Genomic DNA, 25,202 nt, shown 5'->3' with positions numbered 1-25,202 from the left:
TCACATCCGGAACAGGCCGAGGCGCGGTTCGCCGAGCGGCACCGTGGCGCACACGTCGAGGGCCATGCCGAGGATCCGACGGGTGTCGGCGGGGTCGATGATCCCGTCGTCCCACAGCCGGGCGGTCGAGTAGTACGGGCTGCCCTGCGTCTCGTACTGCGCCCGCAGCGGCGCCTTGAACGCCTCCTCCTGCGCCGCGGACCACTGGTCGCCCAGCTGCTCGCGGCGGACCGTGGCCAGCACGGACGACGCCTGCGCCCCGCCCATGACCGAGATCCGGCTCGCGGGCCACATCCACAGGAACCGCGGGTCGTACGCGCGGCCGCACATCGAGTAGTTGCCGGCCCCGAACGACCCGCCGATCACCACGGTCAGCTTGGGCACGCGGGTCGTCGCCACGGCGGTGACCATCTTGGCGCCGTGCTTGGCGATCCCACCGGCCTCGTAGTCGCGGCCGACCATGAACCCCGAGATGTTCTGCAGGAACACCAGCGGGATGCCGCGCTGGTCGCACAGCTCGATGAAGTGGGCACCCTTGAGCGCCGACTCGCTGAACAGCACGCCGTTGTTGGCGACGATCCCCACGGGGTGCCCGTGCAGCCGCGCGAACCCGGTGACCAGCGTGGTCCCGTACTCGCGCTTGAACTCGTGCAGCTCGCTGCCGTCCACCAGCCGCGCGATCACCTCGCGCACGTCGTAGGCGGTCTGCAGGTCGGTGGGCACGACGCCGTAGAGCTGGCCCTCGTCGACCATGGGCGGCCGGCTCTCGGCCACGTCCCACGCGGTGCCGGTCGGGACGGGCAGGGTCGCGACGATGTCCCGCACGATCTGCAGGGCGTGCGCATCGTTCTCCGCCAGGTGGTCGGTCACGCCCGAGACCCGCGAGTGCAGCTCGCCGCCACCGAGGTCCTCGGCCGTGACCACCTCACCGGTCGCCGCCTTCACCAGCGGCGGGCCGCCCAGGAAGATCGTCCCCTGCCCGCGCACGATCACGGTCTCGTCGCTCATGGCCGGGACGTAGGCGCCGCCCGCGGTGCACGAGCCCATGACGCACGCGATCTGCGGGATGCCGCGGGCGGACATCCGCGCCTGATGGAAGAAGATCCGGCCGAAGTGGTCGCGGTCCGGGAACACCTCGTCCTGCATCGGGAGGAACGCCCCGCCGGAGTCGACCAGGTACAGGCAGGGCAGCCGGTTGGCCAGCGCGATCTCCTGCGCGCGCAGGTGCTTCTTCACGGTGAGCGGGTAGTAAGTCCCGCCCTTCACGGTCGCGTCGTTGGAGAGCACCATCACGTGCCGGCCGTGCACCAGCCCGATGCCTGCGATCACGCCGGCGCCGGGTGCCTCGCCGTCGTAGAGCCCGTCGGCGGCCAGCGGCGCGACCTCGAGGAACGGGCTGCCGTCGTCGAGCAGCACGTCGATCCGCTCGCGCGGCAGGAGCTTGCCGCGCGCCACGTGCCGGTCCCGCGAACGCTCCGGCCCGCCGAGCGCCGCGGTGCGGAGCCGGTCCTCGAGCTCCGCGACGAGGGCGCGCTGGGACTCGTCGTTCGCGGCGAACGCGGCCGCGGCCGGGTCGGCGGCCGTGCTGAGCATCTCCATCGACGCTGTCCCCACGGGATCTGAGTTAGTGATCGCTAACTCAAATGAGGCTAGTGTTCGATCACCCCGTTGTCCATGGAGGAGCGCCCGACGATGTCCGAGGCCCCGACGACGGCCCGCGTCCGCGCCAAGGCCGAGCGTCGCGACGCCCTGCTGTCCGAGGCGGCGCGGCTGTTCGCGACCCGCGGCTTCGACGGTGTCTCGATCGAGGACCTCGGCTCGTCGGTCGGGATCAGCGGACCGGCGGTCTACCGGCACTTCCCCAGCAAGCAGGCGGTGCTCGCCTCGCTCCTGGTCGGCGTGAGCGAGGGGTTGCTCGCCGGCGGCCGCGCCGTGGTCGAGCGGGCGCCCGACGATGCCGACGCGCTGCGCTCCCTCGTCCGCTTCCACGCCGACTTCGCCCTGCGCGACCCTGACGTCATCCGCGTGCAGGACCGCGACCTGAACGCCCTGTCCCCCGCGGACCGCGAGTCGGTCCGCGACCTGCAGCGGCGCTACATCACCCTGTGGGTCGACGTGCTGGCCCGGCTCAGCCCGTCGACCGACCGCGCCGAGCTCCGCCTGCGCGCGCAGGCGACGTTCGGCCTGCTCAACTCGACCCCGCACAGCGCCCGGTCGGTCACGGCCGCCCGCACCCGGGCCCTGCTGGAGCAGATGGCGCTGGCCGCCCTGGGGCAGCCGGACGCGTGAACCTCCACGACGCGGAGACCGGAGGAGCGGGCCGGCGTCGAGCGTAATATTCCTTGACGCGCATATTCGTTATCGAGAATACTCCCGTACATGGATGTACTCCTCACGGCCCTCGCGGACCCGGCGCGCTGGCGGCTGGTGACGCTGGTGGCCGAGCGGCCACGCTCGGTCGGTGTGCTCGCACAGCTCGCCGGCGCGCGCCAGCCCCAGACGACCAAGCACCTGCAGACCTTGGAACGTGCGGGCATCGTCACCTCTCAGCGCACTGGCCAGCGCCGGATCTACGCACTCGAACCGGGTCCGCTGCGAGAGCTGGCAGCAGCCCTCGGCGCCCTCGCCGACACCGCGACCGGCGCACGGGAGGCCTTCGACGCGTACGGGCTGCAGCTCGACGCCGAGCGGCTCGCAGCCCAGCAAGCGGGATGGGCCGACGAGCGGCTGTTCCACTTCCACCGGTCACTCGCCGAGTCCTCCGAGGCCGTCTGGCACCGACTGACCGATCCGGCCCTGCTCGCCCGCTGGTGGGCGCCCGAGGGGCTGCGCATCTCCGAGCTGGTCTTCGAGGCGCGGCCCGGCGGTCGAGTGGTCCTGGAGTACCGCGAGGCTGAGGACGCCGACGGCACCGCGTTGGTCGCCGGTCGCGCGGAGGGCGTCGTCGAGGACGTCCGAGCGCAGGAACGCATCGCCTACCGGCTGTCCCCGTTGTTGCCCGACGGCAGCGCCGCGTTCACGTCCCACCTCGACCTCTCGCTCCGGCCCACCGAGCAGGGCACCGAGCTGGACGTCGACTTCCGGATCAGCGACAGCACCGTCGACTCGGCGGACTTCATCGCCGGCATCCGGACGGGGTTCGGTCAGAGCCTCGACACGCTCGCGGCGACCCGCGCCCCGGGCTCGCACGACACCGACACGAGGAGCGCGACATGACCGAGCACGCAGCCGGCCGACGGGTCGTCACCAACATGAGCCTGTCTCTCGACGGGTACTACGCCCACCCGGACAACCCCGACGACATGAGCTGGGTGATGCCGTACGCGTTCACGGACGTCGCCCGCGACCACCTCACGGTCCTCTGGGAGCCGGCCACGACGGCGCTGCTCGGGCGGCGCAACGCCGAGGGGTTCCTCAGCTTCTGGCCCACGGTCATCGGCGCCGACGGTGTCGACGGGCGCGACGAGGCGTTCGCGCGCTGGCTCGTCGACGTGGAGAAGGTGGTGCTGTCCTCCACGCTGAGCGAGGCGCCGTGGGAGCGGACGACGATCGTCGACACGCCGACCGCTGAGGCGGTCGGGAACCTGCGTGCGGCCGACGGCGGGGACATCCTCGTGCTGTCCAGCGCGAGCGTGATCAAGGCGCTGCTGGCCGACGATCTGGTGGACCGGCTGGCGCTCACGATCTTCCCGGTCTTCCTCGGCGGCGGGCCGCGGCTCTTCGACGCCGGCCTGCCGACCGCGCAGTGGGCACTCGCGCGCCAGTCGGCCGGTGAGCACGGCACCCTGTCACTCGTCTACGACCGGCTGCGCTGACCGCGCGGGCGAGCCCGTCCGTCCGCGCCGAGCTCGTCAGCTGCAACGGACGAGCTCGGCCGGCAGTGACGAGTTCGGCGCCTGCCCCCGAGGACCGTGAGCAGCGCCGGTGCGCTGACCGCCCTGGGTGATCCGGGAACGCTGACGCGCCCGGCCTACTCGGCCGGTGACCCACTGAACCAGCCCGCGGCATCGTGGTGGGCGGGGGCGCGCACGCCGAGGTCGGCGAGCGCGTCCCCGAGCGCCTCCACCTGGTCGGCGCCGATCCGCTGCGCCCACCGGTCCCGGAGCTCGTCGAACACCTCCTGCCCCGTGCGCAGCAGCTCCTGGCCCCTCTCGGTGAGCGAGTAGAGCCGGCGCCGGCCGTCGCGCTCGTCGGCCGCGACGGTCACGTAGCCCTCCGCCTCGAGGAAGCCGACGGTCTTGATCACCGCCTGCTTCGAGATGCCGAGCTCGTGCGCGAGCTCGGCCGTCGTCTCGGCGCCGGCGACGATCGAGTGCAGGGCGAAGTCGTGGATCGGCCGGATCTTGTCGAAGCCGCGCTCGGCCAGCTCGGCGCTCCCCGCGTCGGCGAGGGCACGGAAGCCCCCCAGGAGCAGCAGCGCGAGGTCGGCACCTGATCGGGTCATGCCGCGATGTTACGACAACCAGGTTGACGTATCGACAACCAGGTTTCTACAGTTACGACAACCTGGTTGTCCAACCGCGAAGGAGCGACATGTCCACCACGACCCCCGCCTCGATCCCCGAGGTGACGCACCACCGCGCCACGCTCGACGGCACCGAGCTGCACTACGTCAGCGCCGGCGACACCGGGACACCCGTGCTCCTGGTCCACGGCTTTCCGGAGTCGTGGTGGGCGTTCCACAAGGTGATCCCGCTGCTCGCCGCCGAGCATCGCGTCATCGCGGTCGACCTGCCCGGGTTCGGCGACTCCGGCACCCGGCCCGGCGACTACACCAGCTCGACGTTCGCCGAGAGCCTGCGTCGGCTCATCACGCACCTCGACCTGGGTGCGGTCCACCTCACCGGCCAGGACATCGGCGGAACTCCCACGTTCCGCCTTGCCGCCCAGCACCCCGAGCTCCTGCGCAGCTACACGGCCATCGAGGCGGCGCTGCCCGGGTTCGGGCTGGAGCAGTTCGCGGACGTGGCGCGCGGCGGGTCGTGGCACGTCGGGTTCCTGGGTGCTCCGGGCATCCCCGAGCTGCTGCTCGTCGGCCGCGAGCGCGAGTTCCTCACCGGCTTCGCCCTCCCCGCGATGAACGGGACCCCGGGCGCCGTCACCGACGTGGACGTCGACGAGCTCACGCGGGTCTACTCGCGGCCCGACGGTCTGCGCGGGACGACCGGCATCTACGGCTCGATGCTCACGGAGGGCGATGAGATCGCGCGGCTCGCCGCGGAGCACCGCCTGACGATGCCGGTCCTCGCGGTCGACGCCGGCAGCGGCCCGTTCACCAGCCGGACGATGCACGCGGTCGCCACGGACGTCACCACCGCGACGATCGACGGCATCGGGCACCTCGTTGCGCTGGAGGCACCGGACGCTCTCGCCGAGACGCTGCTGGCCTTCTACCGCCGCCTCGACGCCTGACGGTCGCCGCGCGCACCCGTGACGCCGCGCCCACCTCGTCAGCCCGGGCCGACCTCGTCAGTTGCAACGGACGAGGTCGGCCCGGAGTGACGAGCTCGGCGCCGGGGACTAGACCATGCGCAGCACCGAGCCGGGTCGCGCGAGGATCGAGCCCACGTCGGCCAGGAACCGCGCGGCCTCGGCGCCGTCGACCAGCCGGTGGTCGAACGACAGGCTGAGCGTCAGCACGCTGCGCAGCGCGACCCGGTCCTGGAACTCCCACGGCTGACGCCGGATCGCGCCCATCGCCAGGATCGCGGCCTGCCCCGGCACCAGGATCGGCGTGCCGGTGTCGACGCCGAACACCCCGATGTTGGTGATCGTGATCGTGCCGCCGGCCAGGTCGCCGGGCGTCGTCGTCCCCGACCGCGCCGCTTCGGTGAGTGCCGCCACCGCATCGGCGAGCTCGGGCAGCCGCATGCGGTCCGCATCCTTGACCGTCGGCACCAGCAGCCCGCGGGGCGTCGCCACGGCGACGCCCAGGTGCACGTAGTCGTACTGGACGATCTCCCCCGCCAGCTCGTCCCAGTGCGCGTTGAGCGCCGGGTGGACCCGGAGCGCGAGCGTCACGGCCTTGGCGACGACGGTGAGGATGGTCAACCGATGACCCTCCAGCGACGGGTCCCGCCGGAGCTCCGTCAGCAGCTCGAGGGTCGGGGTGACGTCGACCGTCAGCGACGTGGACGCATGCGGAGCCGTGAACGCGCTGGCCACCATCGCGGCGGCGGTCTGCTTGCGGACGCCCGCGACGGGCGTGCGCGTCTCGCGCTGGCCAGGCGGGCTCTCGGCCGGTCGGCCTGCGGGCCCCGCGAGACCGGGCCGGTGCGCCGCCGACAGCGCGTCGGGCCGTCGGGCGTCGGGTGCGACCGGTGCGCTCGAGACGGCACGCAGCACGTCCTCGCGGGTGATCATGCCGTCGGTCCCCGACCACTCCACCTTGTTGAGGTCGACGCCGAGGTCGTGCGCCAGCTTGCGCACCGGCGGCAGCACCTTCGGCCCGATCGGTCGCCCCGCCAGCGCGAGCCGCGCCTCCTGCGCACCCGCGTGCGCCGCCGCCCACTGCGCCGACCGCGCGCGCCGCAAGGGTCGCGCCGAGGAGCCGACCAGCGGCCCGTACCCGACGAGCACGGCGGTGCGCTCGGGTGCGGCGGCGCCCGGTTCCGGTGCGGCGGTGCCCTCGGGTGCGGCGGGCTGCGCGTCCTCGGCGACCGCGGGTTCCTCCACCGCGATCGTGAGCAGTGCCGTGCCCACGGGCACGGTCACGCCCGGCTCGACGAGCAGCTCGGCGACCACCCCGGCGTACGGCGACGGGAGCTGCACCAACGCCTTGACGGTCTCCACCTCAGCGACCACCTGGTTGAGCGCGACGGTGTCCCCCACCGCGACGACCCACTCCACGAGGTCGGACTCCGTGAGTCCCTCTCCCAGGTCCGGCAGCGTCACCGTCTCGATCGTGGTCATGACGCCCTCCATCCGGTCAGCGAGTGCGCCCTGCCCATCACGCGGTCGACCGCGTCGAGCACCCGGTCCAGGTCGGGCAGGAAGTGCTCCTCCACCTTGGCCGCCGGGTACGGGGTGTCGAAGCCGGTCACCCGCACCGGCGCCGCCTTCAGCGCGTCGAAGCAGCGGTCGACCAGGCTCGCGACGATCTCCGCGCCGAGTCCGCCGCTGCCCTGGGCCTCGTGCGTGACGACGAGCCGGCCGGTCCGGCGCACGGACGCCTCGACGGTGTCCACGTCGATCGGCGACAGCGAGCGCAGGTCGACCACCTCCACCGAGAGCCCGTCGTCCTGCGCCGCCAGCGCCGCGTCGCGTGCCGTGACGACCAGCGGGCCGTACGCGACGAGCGTGACGTCGGTGCCCTCGACCACCACCCGCGCGCGGTCCAGCGGTGCGGCGTCGTCGAGGGACTCGTCGACCTCGCCCTTGACCCAGTAGCGCCGCTTCGGCTCGAAGAACACCACGGGGTCGTCGCACGCGATCGCCTGCCGCAGCATCGTGTGGCCGTCCTGGGGGCCGGCGGGCGTCACCACGCGAAGGCCGGGCGTGTGGGCGACGTAGGCCTCGGGCGACTCGGAGTGGTGCTCGACCGCGCCGATGCCGCCGCCGTACGGGATCCGCACCGTGATCGGCATGCGCACCGCGCCGCCGGTCCGGTAGTGGATCCTCGCCACCTGCGTGATCAGCTGGTCCAGCGCCGGGAAGACGAACCCGTCGAACTGGATCTCCACGACCGGCCGGTACCCGCGGTACGCGAGGCCGACGGCGACCCCCATGATCCCGGCCTCGGCCAGCGGGGTGTCCATGACGCGGTCGGCGCCGAAGTCGCGCTGGAGCCCGTCGGTCACGCGGAACACCCCGCCGAGCGTCCCGATGTCCTCGCCGAGCAGGACCACGGTGGGGTCGTCGTCGAGGGCGTGCCGCAACCCCGAGCCCAGGGCAGCGGCGAGCGTCATGGTCGTCATCACGCCTCCCCGTCGAACATCGCGAGGTAGGCGGCGTACTGGCTGCGCTGCCGGTCGAGCTCGGCGGTCGGCTCCACGAGCACGTGGTCGAACACGCTCAGCGGCTCGGGGTCCGGCAGCCCGTAGCAGCCCTCCCGCATCCGCGCGGCGAACGCGTCGGCCGTCCGGGCGATCTCGGCGGAGCGCTCGTCGGACAGCGCACCGCGGGCCCTCAGCAGCCGCTCGATCCGCACGATCGGGTCCTTGGTCGCCCACTCGGACGTCACCGCCGGGTCGACGTAGCGCGTCGGATCGTCGGACGTGGTGTGCGGGCCCATCCGGTAGGTCACGGCCTCGACGAACGTGGGCCCGTCGCCGCGGCGCGCCCGGTCGAGGGCCACGCGCGTTGCCGCCAGCACCGCGAGCACATCGTTGCCGTCCACCCGGACGGCCGGGATGCCGTACCCGGCGGCGCGCTCGGCGATGGGGCGCTGCGCCTGCAGCGCGACCGGCTCGGAGATCGCCCACTGGTTGTTCTGGCAGAAGAACACGACCGGAGCGGCGAACGTCGCGGCGAAGACCATCGCCTCGTGCACGTCCCCCTCGCTGGTCGCGCCGTCCCCGAAGTAGGCGACGACCGCCGAGTCGACGCCGTCCTTGACGCAGCCGAGCGCGTAGCCGGTGGCGTGCAGGGTCTGCGCCCCGATCATCACCTGCGGCGTCGCCATGCCGATGCTCTGCGGGTCCCACCCCGCCAGCGCGGTCCCGCGCCACACCCGCACGAGGTCGACCGGCCGTGCGCCCCGGCAGTACGCGACACCGTTCTCGCGGTAGCTGCTGAACACGAAGTCGTCGCTGCGCAGCGCGCGGGCGGAGCCGATCTGCGCGGCCTCCTGGCCGAGCAGCGGCGGCCAGAGCCCGAGCTGCCCCTGACGCTGGAGCGCGACGGCCTCGGTGTCGAACCGGCGGACGACGACCATGTCCTCGTAGAGCCCGAGCAGCCGGTCGTCGTCGACGTCGTCGACCCACGGGTCGTGCTCGGGGTCGGGGCGACGGACACCGTCGGGACTCACCAGCTGCAGCGCTTCGGCCTGCAGCGGGATGGGCAGGGCACGGCTGGGGGACACATCTGCACGCAACATGTTTCGCTCCGTCTGGTGGCGGAGCCGTCGCTCTTGTGAAGCTAGGCCCCATTGCCTGATGTCCCGCCAGGGTAGGTCCGCAAGGGACCTTGTGCCCAGGGCTGGCGCGGGTGTCGACCCATCGGCGCACAATGACCTCGTCGACAGGAGGCAACGATGGACAAGGTCGTCCAGTCCGCCGTCGAGGCGGTAGCCGACATCCCCGACGGGGCGACCCTCGCGGTCGGTGGGTTCGGCTTGTGCGGTATCCCGAGCGTGCTGATCCACGCTCTGCTCGACTCCGGCGTCCGGGACCTGGAGGTGGTGAGCAACAACTGCGGCGTGGACGACTGGGGGCTCGGCCTGCTGCTGCAGGCCGGTCGCATCCGGCGGATCGTCGCCTCGTACGTGGGCGAGAACAAGGAGTTCGCGCGGCAGTACCTGGCCGGGGAGCTCGAGGTGGAGCTCACCCCCCAGGGCACCCTCGCCGAACGTCTCCGTGCAGGTGGCAGCGGGATCGCGGCGTTCTACACGCGCACCGGCGTCGGCACGCTGGTTGCCTCCGGCGGGCTGCCGTGGCGGTACTCGCCGGACGGGTCCGTCCTCGTCGAGTCGCCCCCCAAGCCCGTCGAGACGTTCACCGTGCGAGGCGTCGAGCACGAGTTCGTCCGCGAGCAGGCGATCACGGCGGACGTCGCGCTGGTGCGGGCGCTGCGTGGCGACCGCCTCGGGAACCTCGTGTTCCACGCGTCCGCGCGGAACTTCAACCCGCTGTGCGCGGCAGCGGGCGCGGTGACCATCGCGGAGGTCGAGGAGCTGGTCCCGGTCGGGTCGCTGGATCCCGACGCGATCCACCTCCCGGGCATCTTCGTCGACCGGGTCGTGGAGCTCTCGCCGGACGAGGCCGCGGACAAGCGGATCGAGCGGAGGACGGTCTCATGAGCCTCACGCGCGAGCAGATGGCGGCACGGGCCGCGCGCGAGCTCACCGACGGCAGCTACGTGAACCTCGGGATCGGGCTGCCGACCCTGGTGCCGGGGTTCGTCCCCCCGGGCGTCGAGGTGGTCCTGCAGTCGGAGAACGGCGTGCTCGGCGTGGGGCCGTACCCGTCGTCCGATGACGTCGACCCCGACCTCATCAACGCCGGCAAGGAGACCATCACGGTCGCGCCCGGGGCGTCCTACTTCGACTCCGCGACGAGCTTCGCGATGATCCGCGGCGGCAAGGTCGACGTCGCCATCCTGGGCGCGATGCAGGTCTCCGAGACCGGGGACATCGCCAACTGGATGATCCCCGGGAAGATGGTCAAGGGCATGGGTGGCGCGATGGACCTGGTGCACGGGGCGCGGCGGATCGTGGTGCTCATGGAGCACGTGGCGCGCGACGGCTCGGCCAAGATCCTGCCGGAGTGCACGCTGCCGCTGACCGGCGTCGGGGTGGTGGACAGGATCATCACGGACCTGGCGGTGCTCGACGTCACCGCCGAGGGCCTGGTGCTGCGGGAGTGCGCCCCCGGGGTGTCGGTCGACGACGTCGTCGCCGCCACTCCCCTGGTGCCGTTGCGCATGGAGGAGGACGTGGTGCTCTCATGAGTGCTGACCGCGAGGTCGTGATCGTCTCGTTCGCGCGGACGCCGATGGCGCGTCTGAACGGCGGGTTGTCGTCGCTGTCCGCGGCGTCGCTGGGGGCCGTGGCCATCGGCGGTGCGCTCGCGCGAGCGGGCATGGACCCCACCGAGGTGGACCACGTCCTGATGGGCCAGGTCGTGCAGGCCGGCGCCGGGCAGAACCCGGCCCGTCAGGCGGCCGTCACGGCGGGCATCCCGTGGACGGTCCCCGCGATGACGCTCAACAAGGTCTGCCTCAGCGGGTTGAGCGCGGTCATCGACGCCGCACGGATGATCCGGCTGGGCGAGGCGTCCGTCGTGGTCGCGGGCGGCCAGGAGTCGATGAGCCAGGCGCCGCACCTGCTGCCGGGCTCCCGCCGGGGCTGGACCTACGGCGACCTCCAGGCCGTCGACTCGCTCGCCTTCGACGGGCTCACGGACGCGTTCGACCGCGAGTCGATGGGCTCGTCCACCGAGCGCGGCAACAAGGCCCTGTCCCTGTCCCGGGAGGACCAGGACGCCGTGGCCGTCGCGAGCCACCGTCGCGCGGCCGACGCCGTCTCCTCCGGGGTCTTCGCCGCGGAGATCGAGCCGGTGCACGTGCCGCAGCGCCGGGGCGACCCGCTCGTGGTCGCCGCCGACGAGGGCATCCGGCCCCAGACCTCGCCGGAGTCCCTGGCCGCGCTGCGGCCCGCGTTCTCCGCCGACGGGACGATCACGGCCGGCAACGCGTCCCCGCTGACCGACGGCGCGGCGGCCCTCGTGGTCGCCGCCCGGGAGGTCGCCGAGGACCGCGGCTGGACGTGGCTCGCGTCCGTCGGGTCGTCCGGGCAGGTGGCGGGGCCGGACAACTCCCTGCACTCCCAGCCGTCCGCGGCGATCTCGGCGGCCCTCGCGCGCGCCGGGTGGGACCTGTCGAGCGTCGACCTCCTCGAGATCAACGAGGCCTTCGGTTCCGTCGTCGTGCAGTCGCTGCTGGACCTCGGCTACCCCCTCGACCGGACGAACGTGCACGGCGGCGCCATCGCCCTCGGGCACCCGATCGGCGCCTCCGGTGCCCGGCTCGCCGGCCACGCCGCCATGGAGCTGGGGCGTCGCGGACGAGGACGGGCGGCCGTCGCACTGTGCGGGGGCGGGGGGCAGGGGGAAGCGCTGCTCCTGGCACGCGAGGGGTGAGCCACCGGCCCGGACCGGGCGCGATCCGCGCGGACACCCTGTCGGCAAAATGTAGGCTGACCACCGGTCACGGCGGGCGTCGTCGCAGCTTCGCCGCCCCACGCGTGACGAAGGATGGACGCCATGCCCCGGATCGACGCCCCCACGGTGGCCGAGCACCGCGCCGAGCGGGAGCGCGCGCTGATCGACGCCGCGCGCAGCCTGCTGACGGCCGAGCCCGACCGCGTGCCCACGCTCGCCGAGGTCGGCGAGCTCACCGGACTGTCCCGGTCGAGCGTGTACCAGTACTACGCCTCCCGCGAGGACCTGCTGTCCGCCGTCGTCAGCGACTCCTTCCCCCGCTGGCAGGAGCGCCTCGACGCCGCGATCTCCGCGGCGCACGACCCGCGGGGCCGGATCCTCGCGTTCGTCCGGGCCAACCTCGAGCTGGTGGCGGACGGCGAGCACGCTCTCGCGCGCACGCTGTCGGCGGTGGCCCCGTCGGAGGACCTCGCCCGCAAGTCGCGCGCGTTCCACGACCGGCTCCTGGTCCCGGTGGTCGACGCCCTCACCGAGCTCGGCGTGCCGGACCCGGAGACCACGACGGATCTGATCACGGCACTGGTGCACGCCGCCTCACGCCGCGTCGAGCAGACCGGTGACCTCGAGCGCGCCTACGCCGCCACGAAGGCGCTGCTCGAGCCGTACCTGCAGGGCTAGGTCAGAGCGCGCGGAGCGCGCCGTCCACCATCTCGAGGACACGGTCGCAGTGCTCCAGCACGTCGTGGTCGTGCGTGACCATGACGCTGGCCACCGAGAACTCGTGCGTCTGCCGGGCCAGCAGCTCGACGATCTCGTGGCTGCGCCGGCGGTCGAGCGCCGCGGTGGGCTCGTCGACCAGGAGCACCGACGGCGAGGCGACGAGCGCCCGCGCGATGCCGACGCGCTGCCGCTCTCCCCCGGACAGCCGCCCGGGCCGCCGGTCGGCGTGCGCCGCCATCCCGACCGCGTCGAGCAGCGCCTCGGGGGGCGTGGCCGCCCGCCGGCCGGTGATCTTCTCGACGAGGCGCAGCTGGTCGATCGCCGTGAGCGCGGGGACCAGGTTGCCCGACTGGAACACGAAGCCCACGTGCTCGCGGCGGAACGTGGCCAGCGCGCGTGACGACAGCTCCGTCAGCTCGATCCCGTCGACCACGACCGAGCCGGTCGTGGGCTTGGTGAGTCCGCCCGCCACGGCGAGCAGGCTCGACTTGCCGGCGCCCGAGGGGCCGACGATCGCGACGAGCTCGCCGGGCGACACGGCCAGGTCGACGCGGTCCAGGGCGGCGACCTGGTCGTCACCGTCGCCGAAGGTCAGGGTGACGCCGGACAGGCTCAGGCCGGTACCGACCCGGGTGGTGGAGGTGGTGGTGGTCATCGGTTCTCTCCCAGCGCGGTCACGGGGTCGACGGAGGCGATACGGGCGGTGGCGACGGCGGCGCCGATCAGGCCGAGGCCGAGCAGCAGCCCCGCTCCGCCGAGGATGGGACCGAGCTCCAGGGCGAACGGCATCCCGGTGCCCTCGAGCAGCACCCCGAAGCCGAGACCGATGCCGACGCCCACGGCCACGGAGCCGACGAGCATGATCGCGGCCTGGAGCACGCCGTCGGTGAGCAGGAACCGGGTCGAGGCGCCGATGGCCCGCATGACGGCGAGCTCACGGGTGCGCTGGACGGTCCACAGCGTGAAGAACGCGCCGACGACCAGCGCCGAGATGGCGTACAGGAAGGCCTGGATCAGCTGCATGGTCATGAGCTCGGCGGTGTAGCCCGGCGAGGAGTCGAACGCGGCCTCGATGGTGCGTGCCGACGTGCCCTCGACCGACTGAGCGAGCGGCGCACCGTCGACGCCACGCAGCGCGACGACGCTCGCGACGTCGTAGGCGTCGGCGTCGGGGGCCTCGCCCGCCATGACGCCCGCGTGCACCTCCTGCCACGTGGTCAACGGCAGGAACGCGATGTCGACGTGCCCGAACGTGCGCTGGTCCACGGTGAACCCGACCACCTCGAGCCGAGTGCCGAGCCGGTCGAGCGTGATGACGTCACCGAGCTCGATGCCCTCGTCCTTGGCGGAGGCGCTGACCACGATCTCGCCCTCGCCCTCGAGCTGCCGGCCCTCGCCCGCCTCGGGTTCCACGAACCCGCCCGGCTGGACGCCGAACAGGGTCAGGTCGACGGCGGTGCCGTCCTCGTTCTTGGCGTTGACGATCGCCGTGCCGAGCAGCTCCGCGTCCGCGACGTCGCCCCGGGCGGCCCACGCGTCACGCTGCGCGGTCGTCACCTCGGAACGGGTGAAGGCGGAGTCGGTCTTGACGCCGTCGGCGAAGGCGACGGACTGGATGGGGCTGCGCATGAGACCGGAGACGCCGTCGACGACGAGGCCGGACGACAGGCCGGACAGCATGACCATCAGCACCGAGATGAGCGCGACGACCGCGGCCATCAGGCCGAACCGGACGCGCGCGAACGCGAGCTCACGCAGGGCAAGGAACACAGTGGACCTCCGACAGGGTGCCGCGCACTTCTTACCGACGCGGTGTTGCTATCTTATCAACACTGCGTCGGGAAGATGGAACATCGCGAACACCGACTCCCGGAGGTCTCGCGTGCGGACCAGCTCGTCGGTGGCGGCATCCGGCGCGGCTGCTGCGCGGGCCAGGAGCGCGTCCGCCTCGTCGGTGGCCAGCCCACCGGCCCGCACGACCCGGTCGACGACGTCGGCATAGCTCCGGAGGTGATCCTCGGGACCGCGAGGACGCGCCCGTCCACGGAGTTCGCGATGTCCAGGCACACCGCCCCGCCGACCAGCTCAGGCACCGATCGCTCCATCCGCGAGACTTCTCAGCTGCGGGCGCACTCCGACCGTGCACCGCTCTTCCGGTTGCGACGGGTCCCGGGCAGCAGTCCAATCGACGCAGGGGGTCCGAGTCCCAGGAGGAAGTCATGGACACGCAGACCGTCTGGATCATCGTCGCCGTCGTCGTGGTCGTGCTGCTGATCATCGCGGCCGTCGTCATGAGCCGGCGCCGCGGAGAGCGCCGGGTGGACGCCGAACGCGCCCGCGCCAAGGAGATCCGCGAGAAGGCCGCCGCCGACCAGGTGGAGGTCCAGCGCCGCGAGGCCGAGGCGGCCCGGCTGGACGCTCAGGCGCGCCTGGCGCAGGCCGAGGCCGACGCTCGGGCGGCCGACGCCGCCGCGCTGCAGAACGAGGCCCGCGCCCGCGGCACCGAGGCGAGCGGCGCACGGTCCGAGCTCGACGAGCGGCTCAGCACCGCGGACCGCATCGATCCCGACGTGACCGTCCAGGAGAAGCGCACCGACCCGCAGACCTGAGCGGGCGCGAGGCCGCCCGTCGCGGCAGGGCGGGTCGACGCGGCTTCGTCATCCGCTGCGGCACGACGCCCTCACCCGCCCCGGCGCGGCGGGCGAACGCGTCTGCGCTCAGTCGCAGTCGGCCGGTGTCGGGGTGTCGGTGCACAGGCCGGAGACCAGGTGGGAGCGGCGTTCCTCGACGCTGAACGGCGCGCTGGTCGACGAGGTCTCCGCCGTGCCGACCACGTCGCGCCACTGGGTCGTGCCGTCCACCCGGTACCGACCCGTCCACGTCGTGGTCAGCGTGATCTGCACCGTGCCCACCTCGTCATACACGTGGAACGTGTCGTGATCCGGATAGGGACGACCCGCGCTGCGCGTCACCAGATCCCGCGATCCGTCACCGAAGTCGTACGTGAACGTCTCCGGGGTCGCGATCACATCGATCCCCCGACCCAGCAGCTCCGTGCGGAACGTCTGCTCGACCCGCTCGGTGGACACGATCGTCTCCTTGTTCACCAACACCCACCCCCGGTCCGGCTGCACCCGCAACACCGGCGACGCCAACGGCAGGCGACGGAAGTCCTCCCCCGTGAACACCGGCAACAGATCCGCCGGACACCCACCCGCATCGACCTGGAACCACGGGCCCCAGTCCTGCGTGGCCACGCTGGCACGCTCGCGAGCCCACATCGGCTGCAACGGGGTATCACCCTCGCAGTCGTTCACCCCCGCCTCCCCCTGCGCCTCCGGACACGGACCGTTCAACGGCGTCGTCGCCCGCCCAGAGGACGTGTTGCACATCGGCGCACGGCGATACTCGATCACCCGCTCGACGGCCGGCAAGGCCATGGCAGTTGCGGACTCGGACTCCGCCATTGCGAAGTTGAGCAGAAACGCGGCCCGCTCAGCCGACGCGCTCGCTCGAGTTCCCCATTCCCCGCCCTGACCTCGAGAGCCAGATGGAATCGCAAGCATGAGGGCGCCCGCGATCACGATCGACGCGATCACGGGGCAGCAGTCTCGTCGAGCGTCGTCGTGTCGATCTGGCGGACGAACCATCCGTCCCGCCAAGCCAGAGCAAAGAGCAACTCGTAGCTCCGCGCGACGCCGGTCGTGACGACGTTGCCATCTCTGTCGTACCGCGTCGAGGCACCTTGGTGCATATGAACAGTGGCCGAATAGAAGGCGCCCGGTTCGATGGGCGTGCCGACCGCACTCGTGACCACGATCGGTGCGCTCGTCTCTGATCCCCTCTCCAAGATCATGGAGTTGATGTCCTCGGTGACGCTGTTGCAGAACTGGCAGTCCGGCTCCGACATCGCCTTCCACGCCGTCAGGTCCGCGGTCGCGTACGCGTAGGCGTACAGCTGCGTGAAGTACGTCGCCGCCGCAGCCGCCCCGTCCCCGCTCGGCGTGCTCATCGCCTCGGGCGGCACCGGCGGCACCGTCAGGTCCGGCGTCGGCGAGGGCGTCGGGCTTGGAGTTGTCGTCGGCGCGCTCGACTCGGAAGCAGTACCGGGCGGCGGTTCCGGAGCCGATCCCGTGCAGGCGCCCAGGCACAACGCCGAGGCCACCGCACCAACCGCGACCCGCGTGATCAAGCGCCTGCGGAGGGTCCGGTCGCCTGGGTGCATGGCCGGAAACCTACCGAAACCGGACGCGGCCAGGGCCGGTTTGCCGCGGCTGTGGACAACGGGGCCGACACCGGCGCCAACCGGCGACGAGCGCCCATCCGTGGCTAGAGTGCCCGAGGTGACCCCGGCCCCGTCGACGACGACCCCCTCGGGTCTGCGCGTCCACGTCGCCGAGCGCACGGACGTCCTGGTCGCGGCGCTGGCCGACCTCCTCGCGGTCGCACCCGCCGACCCGTTCACCCCCGACGTCGTCGCCGTCCCCACGCGAGGCGTCGAACGCTGGGTCGCGCAGCGCCTGTCGCACCGCCTCGGGAGCGAGGGCGGCGACGGCATCTGCGCGAACGTCCTCTTCCCGCCCCCGCGCCGGCTGGTGAGCGACGCGCTGGCACGGTCCGCCGACGACGACCCGTGGGACGCCGACCACCTCCCCTGGAACGTCCTCGCCGCCCTCGACGCCCATCTCGGCGCACCCTGGCTCCGCACGGTCAGCCGCTACCTCGGCGACGACGACACCGACGACGTCCGCCGCGCCCGCCGGTTCCGGCTGGCTCAGCGCGTGGCCCGGCTGTTCCGCGCGTACGACGTCCAGCGGCCCGCGATGCTCCGGGCGTGGGCCCGGGGCCTCGACGAGGACGGCCTCGGGACGCCCCTTCCGGACGACCTGCGCTGGCAGCCGCACCTGTGGCGGGAGGTCCGCGACGCCGAGGGCGGGCCCGCGCCGGCGGAGCGACTGGACGAGGCCGTCGCGCGCCTGCGGGCCGACCCGGGCGCCGTCGACCTGCCCCCGCGCCTCTCCGTCTTCGGCGCGACCGCCCTCCCCGACGGTCACCTGCGCGTGCTGGACGCCCTCGCCGAGCACCGCGAGATCCACCTCTGGCTGCCGCAGCCGTCGCTCGCCCTCTGGCACCGCATCGCGCCGAGGGGCTCGACCCGCCGGGCGGAGGCGCCGAACCCGGCGCGGCACCCCCTGCTCGCCTCGATGGCGGCCGACGCGACCGAGCTGGCCACCCGGATCCTGCGGCTCGACCCCGCCGTCACGGTCCTCGCCCCGACCGCTCACCCGGACACCGCCCTCGGTGCTCTGCAGGACCGGATCGCGGCGGACCGCACCGACGGGCCGACGCACGTCGCGACGACCCACGACCGGTCCGTCCAGATCCACGCCTGCCACGGCCGCTCCCGTCAGGTCGAGGTGCTCCGTGAGGTCGTCGTGGGCCTGCTCGCCGACGACGACACCCTCGAACCGCGCGACATCATCGTCATGTGCCCGGACGTCGAGACGTTCGCGCCGCTGGTCGAGGCCGCGTTCGGTCCGGCGGCGACCACCGACCACACCGAGGAGCACCCCGGGCGCACGTTGCGCGTCCGGATCGCCGACCGCGCACCCCGCAGCGCCAACCCGGTGCTCGCCGTCGTCGCGTCCCTGCTGGAGCTCGCGGACTCGCGCGTCGGGGCATCGGCGGTGGTCGACCTGGCCGGCCAGGCGCCGGTCCGCCGGCGGTTCGGGTTCGACGACGAGGAGCTCGACCGCATCCGCGCCTGGGCGCTCGAGTCGGGGGTGCGCTGGGGCGAGGACGGCTCGCGGCGCGCGCGCTACCAGCTGGGGTCGGTGCCGCAGGGCACCTGGGCGACGGCGCTCGACCGGTTGCTGCTCGGTGTCGCGATGGCCGAGGAGGACCAGCGCTTCGTCGGCACGGTCCTGCCCGTCGACGACGTCGGCTCGACCGACGTGGACCTGGTCGGTCGGCTGGCGGAGTTCGTCGACCGGCTCACGGGCACGCTGCACGAGCTGGCCGGCGCGCGGCCCGCGGCGGCGTGGTTCGAGGCGCTCGACCGGGCCGTGCTCCTGCTCACCGACGTGTCGCCCGCGGACCGCTGGCAGCAGACCGAGGCTGCCCGCGCCCTGGCGCACGCGCAGACGGGAGCCGACGCGACACTGCGGCTCGCGGACGTCGTCGCGCTGCTGGAACCGCACCTGGCCGGACGCCCGACGCGCTCCGGCTTCCGCACCGGCGCGCTGACGGTGTGCTCGCTGGCGCCCATGCGCGCGGTACCGCACCGGGTGGTCGCGCTGCTCGGGATGGACGACGGCGCCTTCCCCCGCGGGTCAGGTCGCGACGGTGACGACGTCCTGGCGCGCGATCCGCTGATCGGTGAGCGGGACGCCCGCCAGGAGGACCGCCAGCTCTTCCTCGATGCGGTGACCAGCGCTCAGCAGCACCTCGTGGTCGTCTACTCGGGTGCCGACGAGCGCACGGGTGCCGCCCGGCCACCGGCCGTGCCGGTCGGCGAGCTGCTCGACGCCCTCGACACCGCCGTGACCTTCCCCGGCTCGTCCGCGCGCGGCCAGGTGGTCCACCACCCGCTCCAGACGGTCGACGAGCGCAACTTCGTCCCGGGTGTGCTCGGGCGCAGCGGACCGTTCAGCTTCGACGTGCTCGACCTCGCCGCGGCGCGCACGAGGCGGGCGGGGCGCCCGCCCGCGGCCCCGGCGGCGATCCCCCCGCCCGACACCGACGCGCTCGACCTCGAGGACCTGGCGTCCACCCTGGAGCACCCAGTCCGCGCGTTCGTCCGGCGCAGGCTGGGCGCCACGCTGCCGGGCGACGAGCCACAGCTCGACGACCGGCTGCCCCTCGAGCTGGACGGGCTGGAGCGCTGGGCCATCGGCGACCGTCTGCTGCAGGCCGTGCTCGACGGTGTGCCGCTCGACGCCGCCGCCGCGGCCGAGCGCCGCCGGGGCCACATGCCCCCGGCCACCCTGGGCGGAGCGGCGCTCCAGCAGATCCGGCACCAGGTCGAACCGCTCCTCGCGGCGTCGGCCAGGTACCTGGTCGAGCCGGCGGAGAGCATCGACGTCACGATCCCGCTGGGCGACGCGCGCGTGCTCACGGGCACCGTCAACGGCGTGCGCGGCGACGTCCTGGTCCGCACGGTGTTCTCCCGGCTGGGCGCCAAGCACCGCCTGCGTGCGTGGGTCCAGCTGCTCGCGCTCGCGGCCGCGGTCCCGGACCGCCCCTTCACCGCCGTGACCGTCGGCCGGGGACAGGTCAGCCCGGCACGCACCGCCCGGCTCACGGCTCCTGCCAACGCCGTGGAGGTCCTGCACCGGCTCGTCGCGCTCCACGACGACGCCATGCGCGGCCCGCTCCCCCTGCCGCTGGCCACCAGCCTCGCGTACGCCCATCCCCGCACCGGCGGTGGCGACGAACCTGACGCACTGGCCAGCGCCCGCAAGGAGCTGGGGACCGCGGACGACGCCGCGAACGGTCGCGGCGGGTTCGAGTCCGTCGACGCCTACCACCTGCTCGCGTTCGGCGACCCGGTGACCTTCGACCGCCTGCTCGTGGAGAAGGTCGCAGGCAGCGAGTCCACCCGGTTCGGTGCGCTGTCGATGGCGCTCTGGGCCGACCTCCTCGCGCACGAGGAGGTCGGATGACCGCGCCCTTCGACGTCTGCGGACCGCTGCCGCAGGGCACGGTCGTGCTCGAGGCGAGCGCGGGCACCGGCAAGACGACGACGATCGCGTCGCTGGCCGTCCGGTACGTCGCCGAGGGCATCGTCCGACTGCCCGAGCTCATGCTGGTGACCTTCGGCCGCCTGGCCACCTCCGAGCTGCGCGAGCGCGTCCGCGAGCGCTTCGTCGTCGTCGAGCGCGCGCTGCGTGACCCCACCGTCACGTCCACCGACCCGGTCGTCGCGCTGCTGGCCGGCCGCGACCGCGCCGCCCGCGCACAGCGCCTCACGGTCGCGCTGGCCGAGTTCGACGCCGCCACCATCACCACCACGCACGGGTTGTGCCAGCAGATGCTCACCTCGCTGGGCACGCTCGGCGACGTCGAGCCGGACGCCCGGCTGGTCCCCGACATCGCCTCGCTCGAGGCCGAGGTGGTCGACGACCTGTACCTGCGCAAGTACGCGTCGGCGCCGGACCCGACGCTCTCCGTGCGGGACGCCCGCGCGATCGCGCACGAGGCGATCAGCGACGCCGCCGCGACGCTCGAGCCGGCCGACGCCGACTCCGCGCGGGCACGCGACTCCTACGGCCTGGCCACCGCGGCGCGTCGCGAGCTCGAGCGCCGCAAGCGCGCGCTGCGGGTGCTCGACTACGACGACCTGCTGGTGCTGCTGCGGGACGCGCTCGTGGACCGGCAGACCGGCGACGCCGCCGCCGAGCGCGTCCGTGCCCGGTACCGCATCGTCATGGTCGACGAGTTCCAGGACACCGACCCCATCCAGTGGGACATCCTGCGGACCGCGTTCCACGGGCATCGCACGCTCGTGCTCATCGGTGACCCGAAGCAGGCCATCTACCGGTTCCGGGGCGCCGACGTCGCCACCTACCTGCGCGCCCGGGCGGTCGCGTCGACGCAGACCCTGCACCGCAACTGGCGGGCGGACCCCGCGGTGCTCGACGGCCTGGCGCCGATCCTGTCCGGCACCGCGCTGGGCGATCCCCGGATCGTCGTCCACCCGATCGAGCCCGCGCGCACGGGTCGGCGCCTGCGCGGCGGTCCGGCGGTCCGCCTCCGCCAGGTGACCCGCGCGGCGGTCGGCGCACCGGACGACGCGACCGCACCGCCCGTCGGCAAGGTCCGCGAGCTCGTCTACGCGGACGTCGCGGCGCAGGTGCTGCGGACGCTGGGCGAGGAGCAGATCGCCGACGGCGACGGGTGGCGGCCGGTCGCGCCCGGCGACATCGCCGTGCTCACCCGCGTGAACCGCGACGCGGTCGCGGTGCAGCGCGCGCTGACGTCGGCGGGCGTCCCCGCGGTCATCTCGATGCTGTCGAGCGTGTTCGCGACGCCGTCGGCCCGGGACTGGCTCGTCCTGCTCTCGGCGCTCGCCCGCCCGGGCGTCGGCGGGTTCGTGGCGGCCGCCGCGCTCACGCCGTTCGTCGGCTGGACCGCGGCCGAGCTCGCGGGGGCGTCCGACGAGCGCCGCGACGAGCTCGCCGACCTGCTGCGCACCTGGTCGCGGGTGCTCGACGACCACGGCGTCGCCTCGCTGCTGGAGGCGACCGCCGCCGCCGGCCTGCGCGAGCGGCTGGTCCGGCTGCCCGACGGTGAGCGCCGCCTGACCGACGTCCGGCACGTCGGTGAGGCGCTGCACGCGGCCGCCACCGAGGACGGGCTCGGCGCCGCCGCGCTCCTGGAGTGGCTGCGCGCCCGCGTCGAGGAGGCCGGCCAGGACTACACCGAGGAACGCAGCCGACGCCTCGAGACCGACACCGCCGCCGTGCAGGTGATCACCGTGCACGCGAGCAAGGGCCTGCAGTTCCCGGTGGTGCTCGTCCCGTTCCTCTGGGACAGGTTCACCTGGGACGTGCCGACCACCATCGGCTACGACCGCGACGACACGCGCCTGCTGCACGTCGGCGGCAAGGGCAGCCCGGGGTACGACGAGGCGCGCGCGGCGGGGGCGGCCGCCGACGACGGTGAGGGACTGCGCCTCGCGTACGTCGCCCTGACCCGCGCGACGAGCCAGGTGGTCCTGTGGTGGGCGCCGTCGAAGAACTCGGTGCGGGCCTCGCTCACCCGGCTCCTGCTCGGGCCGCGCGACGCCGAGGGCAACCCGGCCGAGCTGGTCAGGACGACCACCGACGCCAGGACGTCGGACGCGCTGCGGACGCTCACCGTCGGCGGCGCGCTCGAGCTCGAGGTCGTGACCGCGGTGTCCCCCGCCGCGCCGTGGGCGCCGCCGACCACCCCGGCCGCGGAACTGAGCGCGGCCCGGCTCGGCCGGAGGCCCGACGTCGCCTGGCGCCGGACCTCGTACTCGGCGCTGACCGCGGCGGCGCACGACGCCACGGTCGAGCGCCGGCGCGTCGGCTCCGAGCCCGAGTCCCCCGGGATCCAGGACGAGCCGGACGTGGTCCCGGCGGCCGTCGACGCGACCGCCCCGGCCCACGACCCCTCCCCCATGGCCGACCTGCCGTCCGGCACCGCGTTCGGGACGTTCGCCCACCGCGTCCTGGAGCTGGTCGACACGAGCGCCCCGGACCTCGCCGCCGAGCTCGCCGCCCGCTGCGCCGAGGCCGGGTCGGGCGTGCTCCTCGCGACGGACGCGGCCACGACCGCCGACGCGCTGCTGCCGTCGCTGCGCACGCCGCTCGGCCCGCTGGCCGGTGGCCTGTCCCTGGCCGAGATCGCACCGCGCGACCGCCTCGCCGAGCTCGAGTTCGAGCTGCCGCTGGCCGGTGGCGACCTGGGCCCCCGCGACGCCCGGACCGTCCGCGACGTCGCGCGCCTGCTGCGCACCCACCTGCGCGCGGACGACCCGTTCGCGCCCTACGCCGACCACCTCGACGACCCGGCGCTGGCCGCCGACCGCCTGCGGGGCTACCTGACCGGGTCGATCGACGCGGTCCTGCGCGTGCCCGCCGACGTCCCGGGCGGGCACCGCTACCTCGTCGTGGACTACAAGACGAACCGCCTCGGCGCCTTCGACGAGCCGCTCTCGCTGTGGCACTACCGCCCCGAGGCCACGCGCGCCGCGATGATGGACGCGCACTACCCGCTGCAGCTCCTGCTCTACTCGGCGGCGCTGCACCGCTACCTGCGCTGGCGGCTGCCGGCGTACGACCCGGCCGCGCACCTGGGCGGTGGCCTGTACCTGTTCCTGCGCGGCATGGCCGGTCCGACGACGCCGGTGCACGACGGCGTCCCGTTCGGCGTCGTCTCCTGGCGACCGCCGGCGGCCCTCGTCGTCGCGCTCTCCGACCTGCTGGCCGGCTCATGACCGTCGCCGACGACCCGTACGCCGCGAGCGTCCCGTGGCGCGTGACCGGCCTGCTCGCCGACGCCGACCTCACGGCCGCCGACGTGCACGTCGCCCGCCGGCTCGGCGCGATCGGCGGCGACGACGACGAGCGGGTGCTGCTCGCCGCCGCGCTCGCCGTGCAGGCGCTGCGTGCGGGGTCGGTCTGCGTGGTGCTCGACGAGACCTCCGTCCCGCAGCCCGACGGCTGGCACGACGCGATCCGGCGCAGCCCGCTGGTCGCCGACGGACCCGACGGACCCGCGGACCGACCGCTGCGATGGGTCGACGGTCGGCTGTACCTCGACCGCTACTGGCGCGACGAGCAGACGGTCCGCGAGGCGATGCACGACCGCCTCGCCCGCACCGCGGCGGCCGACCCGGTCGCGCTGACCTCGGCGGTCGACCGCCTCTACCCGTCGGCCACCGACGCCGCCCAGCGCGAGGCGCTGCGGACCGCCGCGACCTCGCACCTCATGGTCCTCACCGGCGGCCCCGGCACGGGCAAGACGACGACCGTCGCGCGCCTCGTCGCCGCCCTGCAGGCCGCGGCCGGTCCCGGGTTGCGGGTCGCACTGGCTGCCCCGACCGGGAAGGCCGCCGCACGCCTGCAGGAGTCGGTCAACGCGGAGGTCGCGCTGCTCGGTCCGGCCGACGTCGACGCCGTCGGCTCGCTGCGGGCCACGACCCTGCACCGCCTGCTCGGCTGGCGCCCCGGCACGACGACCCGGTTCCGGCACGACCGGCTGCGCCGCCTCCCGCACGACGTCGTCGTGGTCGACGAGTCCTCGATGGTGTCGTTGCCGCTGATGGCGCGCCTGGTCGAGGCGCTGCGACCGACCGCGCGGCTCGTGCTCGTCGGCGACCCCGACCAGCTGGCGAGCGTCGAGGCCGGTGCCGTGCTCGGCGACCTCGTGGCCGCCCTGCCCCGAGGGGTCGTCCGGCTCACCCAGGCGCACCGCTACGGCCCGGCGCTCGGCGCCCTCGCCGAGGCGATCCGGTTGGGCGACGCCGAGACCGCGGTCGCGCTGCTGCGCTCGGGCGACGCGCACCGGTCGTGGGTCGAGCCTGCCGCCGAGCGCCTCTCACCGCAGGACGTCGCCGGGCTGCGGGCGGACGTCGAGGCCGGCGCCGACGCGCTCGTCGCAGCGGCCCGGGCCGGTGACGCCCCGGCGGCGCTGCGGGCGCTGGGCAGCCACCGCCTGCTGCTCGCCCACCGCGAGGGCCCGTTCGGCGTCGCGCACTGGGCGGCCACCGCGGAGTCGTGGATCGGCACCGGTGCCGGGCAGTGGCCGCTGGGCCGCCCCCTCCTGGTGACCCAGAACGACCGCGCGAGCGGCCTGTACAACGGCGACACCGGCGTGGTGGTCGCCGACGGCACCGGCGGGGTCGCGGTCGCGTTCGGCGAGCCCGACGACCCGCGCCTGGTCCGCCCCTACCGGCTGCCCGCGGTCCAGCCGGTCCACGCGATGACCGTGCACCGGGGCCAGGGCAGCCAGTTCGCGCGCGTGACGCTCCTGCTCCCGCCCGCCACGTCGCCGCTGCTGAGCCGTGAGCTGCTGTACACGGCGGTCACCCGCGCGCGCGAGCACGTCCGCGTGATCGGGACCGAGGATGCGATTCGCGCCGCGATCGAGCGTCCCGTGCGCCGGGCCAGCGGCCTGCGGGAGGCGCGCTGA

General features: G+C 73.9%; 21 protein-coding genes. 12 read left to right on the top strand and 9 right to left on the bottom strand.

Annotation, left to right across the window (positions count from 1 at the left end):
* Nucleotides 1-1,599 carry a carboxyl transferase domain-containing protein gene (locus KG102_RS05175; protein WP_208289367.1) on the bottom strand — a complete coding sequence of 533 codons (1,599 nt, stop codon included), beginning with the start codon at nt 1,597-1,599 and terminating at the stop codon, nt 1-3.
* A gap of 93 nt (nt 1,600-1,692) precedes the next feature.
* Between KG102_RS05175 and KG102_RS05170 the strand changes: the two genes are divergently transcribed.
* The 3 genes from KG102_RS05170 to KG102_RS05160 all read left to right on the top strand — a co-directional run bounded on the left by KG102_RS05170 (nt 1,693) and on the right by KG102_RS05160 (nt 3,815).
* Nucleotides 1,693-2,289 (top strand): SACE_7040 family transcriptional regulator, encoded by a 597-nt coding sequence (locus tag KG102_RS05170; protein WP_208289368.1) that lies wholly within the window; start codon nt 1,693-1,695, stop codon nt 2,287-2,289.
* A gap of 90 nt (nt 2,290-2,379) precedes the next feature.
* Nucleotides 2,380-3,216, top strand: coding sequence for a metalloregulator ArsR/SmtB family transcription factor (locus KG102_RS05165; RefSeq protein ID WP_208289369.1), 837 nt, complete (start codon nt 2,380-2,382; stop codon nt 3,214-3,216).
* Nucleotides 3,213-3,815 carry a dihydrofolate reductase family protein gene (locus KG102_RS05160; protein WP_208289370.1) on the top strand — a complete coding sequence of 201 codons (603 nt, stop codon included), beginning with the start codon at nt 3,213-3,215 and terminating at the stop codon, nt 3,813-3,815. The genes KG102_RS05165 and KG102_RS05160 overlap by 4 nt, the downstream gene beginning before the upstream one ends.
* Nucleotides 3,816-3,970: 155 nt before the next feature.
* On the opposite strand, the gene KG102_RS05155 is transcribed toward KG102_RS05160, so the two are convergent.
* A complete protein-coding gene (locus tag KG102_RS05155) occupies nt 3,971-4,444 on the bottom strand; it encodes a MarR family winged helix-turn-helix transcriptional regulator (RefSeq protein WP_208214268.1) in 474 nt (157 codons plus the stop codon).
* Nucleotides 4,445-4,533: 89 nt separating this feature from the next.
* On the opposite strand from KG102_RS05155, the gene KG102_RS05150 reads away from it, so the two are divergent.
* Nucleotides 4,534-5,412: an alpha/beta fold hydrolase gene (locus tag KG102_RS05150; RefSeq protein WP_208289371.1), complete on the top strand. Its 879-nt coding sequence runs from the start codon at nt 4,534-4,536 to the stop codon at nt 5,410-5,412.
* A 108-nt stretch (nt 5,413-5,520) separates the two neighbouring features.
* Here the strand turns inward: KG102_RS05150 and KG102_RS05145 are convergent, their stop codons facing one another.
* From KG102_RS05145 to pdhA, 3 genes are read right to left on the bottom strand one after another with little or no spacing between them, the layout of a single operon-like run.
* Entirely contained in the window at nt 5,521-6,912 is a 1,392-nt protein-coding gene (locus tag KG102_RS05145; RefSeq protein WP_208289372.1) for a dihydrolipoamide acetyltransferase family protein, read from the bottom strand.
* The gene (locus tag KG102_RS05140) at nt 6,909-7,916 is read right to left on the bottom strand and encodes an alpha-ketoacid dehydrogenase subunit beta (RefSeq protein ID WP_208289373.1); all 1,008 of its coding nucleotides are present in this window, start codon (nt 7,914-7,916) and stop codon (nt 6,909-6,911) included. Before KG102_RS05140 ends, KG102_RS05145 begins: the two co-directional genes overlap by 4 nt.
* Nucleotides 7,916-9,037 (bottom strand): pyruvate dehydrogenase (acetyl-transferring) E1 component subunit alpha, encoded by a 1,122-nt coding sequence (gene pdhA / locus KG102_RS05135; protein WP_208289374.1) that lies wholly within the window; start codon nt 9,035-9,037, stop codon nt 7,916-7,918. Before pdhA ends, KG102_RS05140 begins: the two co-directional genes overlap by 1 nt.
* A 156-nt stretch (nt 9,038-9,193) precedes the next feature.
* On the opposite strand from pdhA, the gene KG102_RS05130 reads away from it, so the two are divergent.
* The 4 genes from KG102_RS05130 (at nt 9,194) to KG102_RS05115 (ending at nt 12,497) form a co-directional block, all read left to right on the top strand.
* Entirely contained in the window at nt 9,194-9,958 is a 765-nt protein-coding gene (locus KG102_RS05130) for a CoA transferase subunit A (RefSeq protein ID WP_208289375.1), read from the top strand.
* The gene (locus KG102_RS05125; RefSeq protein WP_208289376.1) at nt 9,955-10,608 is read left to right on the top strand and encodes a CoA transferase subunit B; all 654 of its coding nucleotides are present in this window, start codon (nt 9,955-9,957) and stop codon (nt 10,606-10,608) included. Before KG102_RS05130 ends, KG102_RS05125 begins: the two co-directional genes overlap by 4 nt.
* Nucleotides 10,605-11,798, top strand: coding sequence for an acetyl-CoA C-acetyltransferase (locus KG102_RS05120; protein WP_208289377.1), 1,194 nt, complete (start codon nt 10,605-10,607; stop codon nt 11,796-11,798). Before KG102_RS05125 ends, KG102_RS05120 begins: the two co-directional genes overlap by 4 nt.
* Nucleotides 11,799-11,921: 123 nt before the next feature.
* A complete protein-coding gene (locus tag KG102_RS05115) occupies nt 11,922-12,497 on the top strand; it encodes a TetR/AcrR family transcriptional regulator (protein WP_208289378.1) in 576 nt (191 codons plus the stop codon).
* A gap of 1 nt (nt 12,498) precedes the next feature.
* Here the strand turns inward: KG102_RS05115 and KG102_RS05110 are convergent, their stop codons facing one another.
* Nucleotides 12,499-13,194 (bottom strand): ABC transporter ATP-binding protein, encoded by a 696-nt coding sequence (locus KG102_RS05110; protein WP_208289379.1) that lies wholly within the window; start codon nt 13,192-13,194, stop codon nt 12,499-12,501.
* Nucleotides 13,191-14,309, bottom strand: coding sequence for an ABC transporter permease (locus KG102_RS05105; RefSeq protein ID WP_208214278.1), 1,119 nt, complete (start codon nt 14,307-14,309; stop codon nt 13,191-13,193). Before KG102_RS05105 ends, KG102_RS05110 begins: the two co-directional genes overlap by 4 nt.
* 449 nt (nt 14,310-14,758) lie before the next feature.
* Here KG102_RS05105 and KG102_RS05100 point away from each other — a divergent pair, with 449 nt between their 5' ends.
* Nucleotides 14,759-15,148 carry a hypothetical protein gene (locus KG102_RS05100; protein WP_208214280.1) on the top strand — a complete coding sequence of 130 codons (390 nt, stop codon included), beginning with the start codon at nt 14,759-14,761 and terminating at the stop codon, nt 15,146-15,148.
* A gap of 108 nt (nt 15,149-15,256) precedes the next feature.
* Here KG102_RS05100 and KG102_RS05095 read toward each other — a convergent pair whose 3' ends face one another.
* Nucleotides 15,257-16,138 (bottom strand): hypothetical protein, encoded by an 882-nt coding sequence (locus KG102_RS05095; protein WP_249667478.1) that lies wholly within the window; start codon nt 16,136-16,138, stop codon nt 15,257-15,259.
* Nucleotides 16,135-16,566: a DUF6318 family protein gene (locus KG102_RS05090; RefSeq protein WP_208289381.1), complete on the bottom strand. Its 432-nt coding sequence runs from the start codon at nt 16,564-16,566 to the stop codon at nt 16,135-16,137. The genes KG102_RS05095 and KG102_RS05090 overlap by 4 nt, the downstream gene beginning before the upstream one ends.
* Nucleotides 16,567-16,882: 316 nt before the next feature.
* On the opposite strand from KG102_RS05090, the gene recC reads away from it, so the two are divergent.
* Genes recC through recD form a run of 3 tightly spaced genes read left to right on the top strand, consistent with a single transcriptional unit; the run spans nt 16,883 to nt 25,202 of the window.
* Nucleotides 16,883-20,203, top strand: coding sequence for an exodeoxyribonuclease V subunit gamma (gene recC / locus KG102_RS05085; RefSeq protein ID WP_249667477.1), 3,321 nt, complete (start codon nt 16,883-16,885; stop codon nt 20,201-20,203).
* Nucleotides 20,200-23,505: a UvrD-helicase domain-containing protein gene (locus tag KG102_RS05080; protein WP_208289383.1), complete on the top strand. Its 3,306-nt coding sequence runs from the start codon at nt 20,200-20,202 to the stop codon at nt 23,503-23,505. The genes recC and KG102_RS05080 overlap by 4 nt, the downstream gene beginning before the upstream one ends.
* Entirely contained in the window at nt 23,502-25,202 is a 1,701-nt protein-coding gene (gene recD / locus KG102_RS05075) for an exodeoxyribonuclease V subunit alpha (protein ID WP_208289384.1), read from the top strand. Before KG102_RS05080 ends, recD begins: the two co-directional genes overlap by 4 nt.

The sequence above is a fragment of the Cellulomonas fengjieae genome (genome assembly GCF_018388465.1).
Taxonomy (GTDB): Bacteria; Actinomycetota; Actinomycetes; order Actinomycetales; family Cellulomonadaceae; genus Cellulomonas; species Cellulomonas fengjieae.
This window is presented reverse-complemented; position numbering and strand designations above follow the sequence as displayed.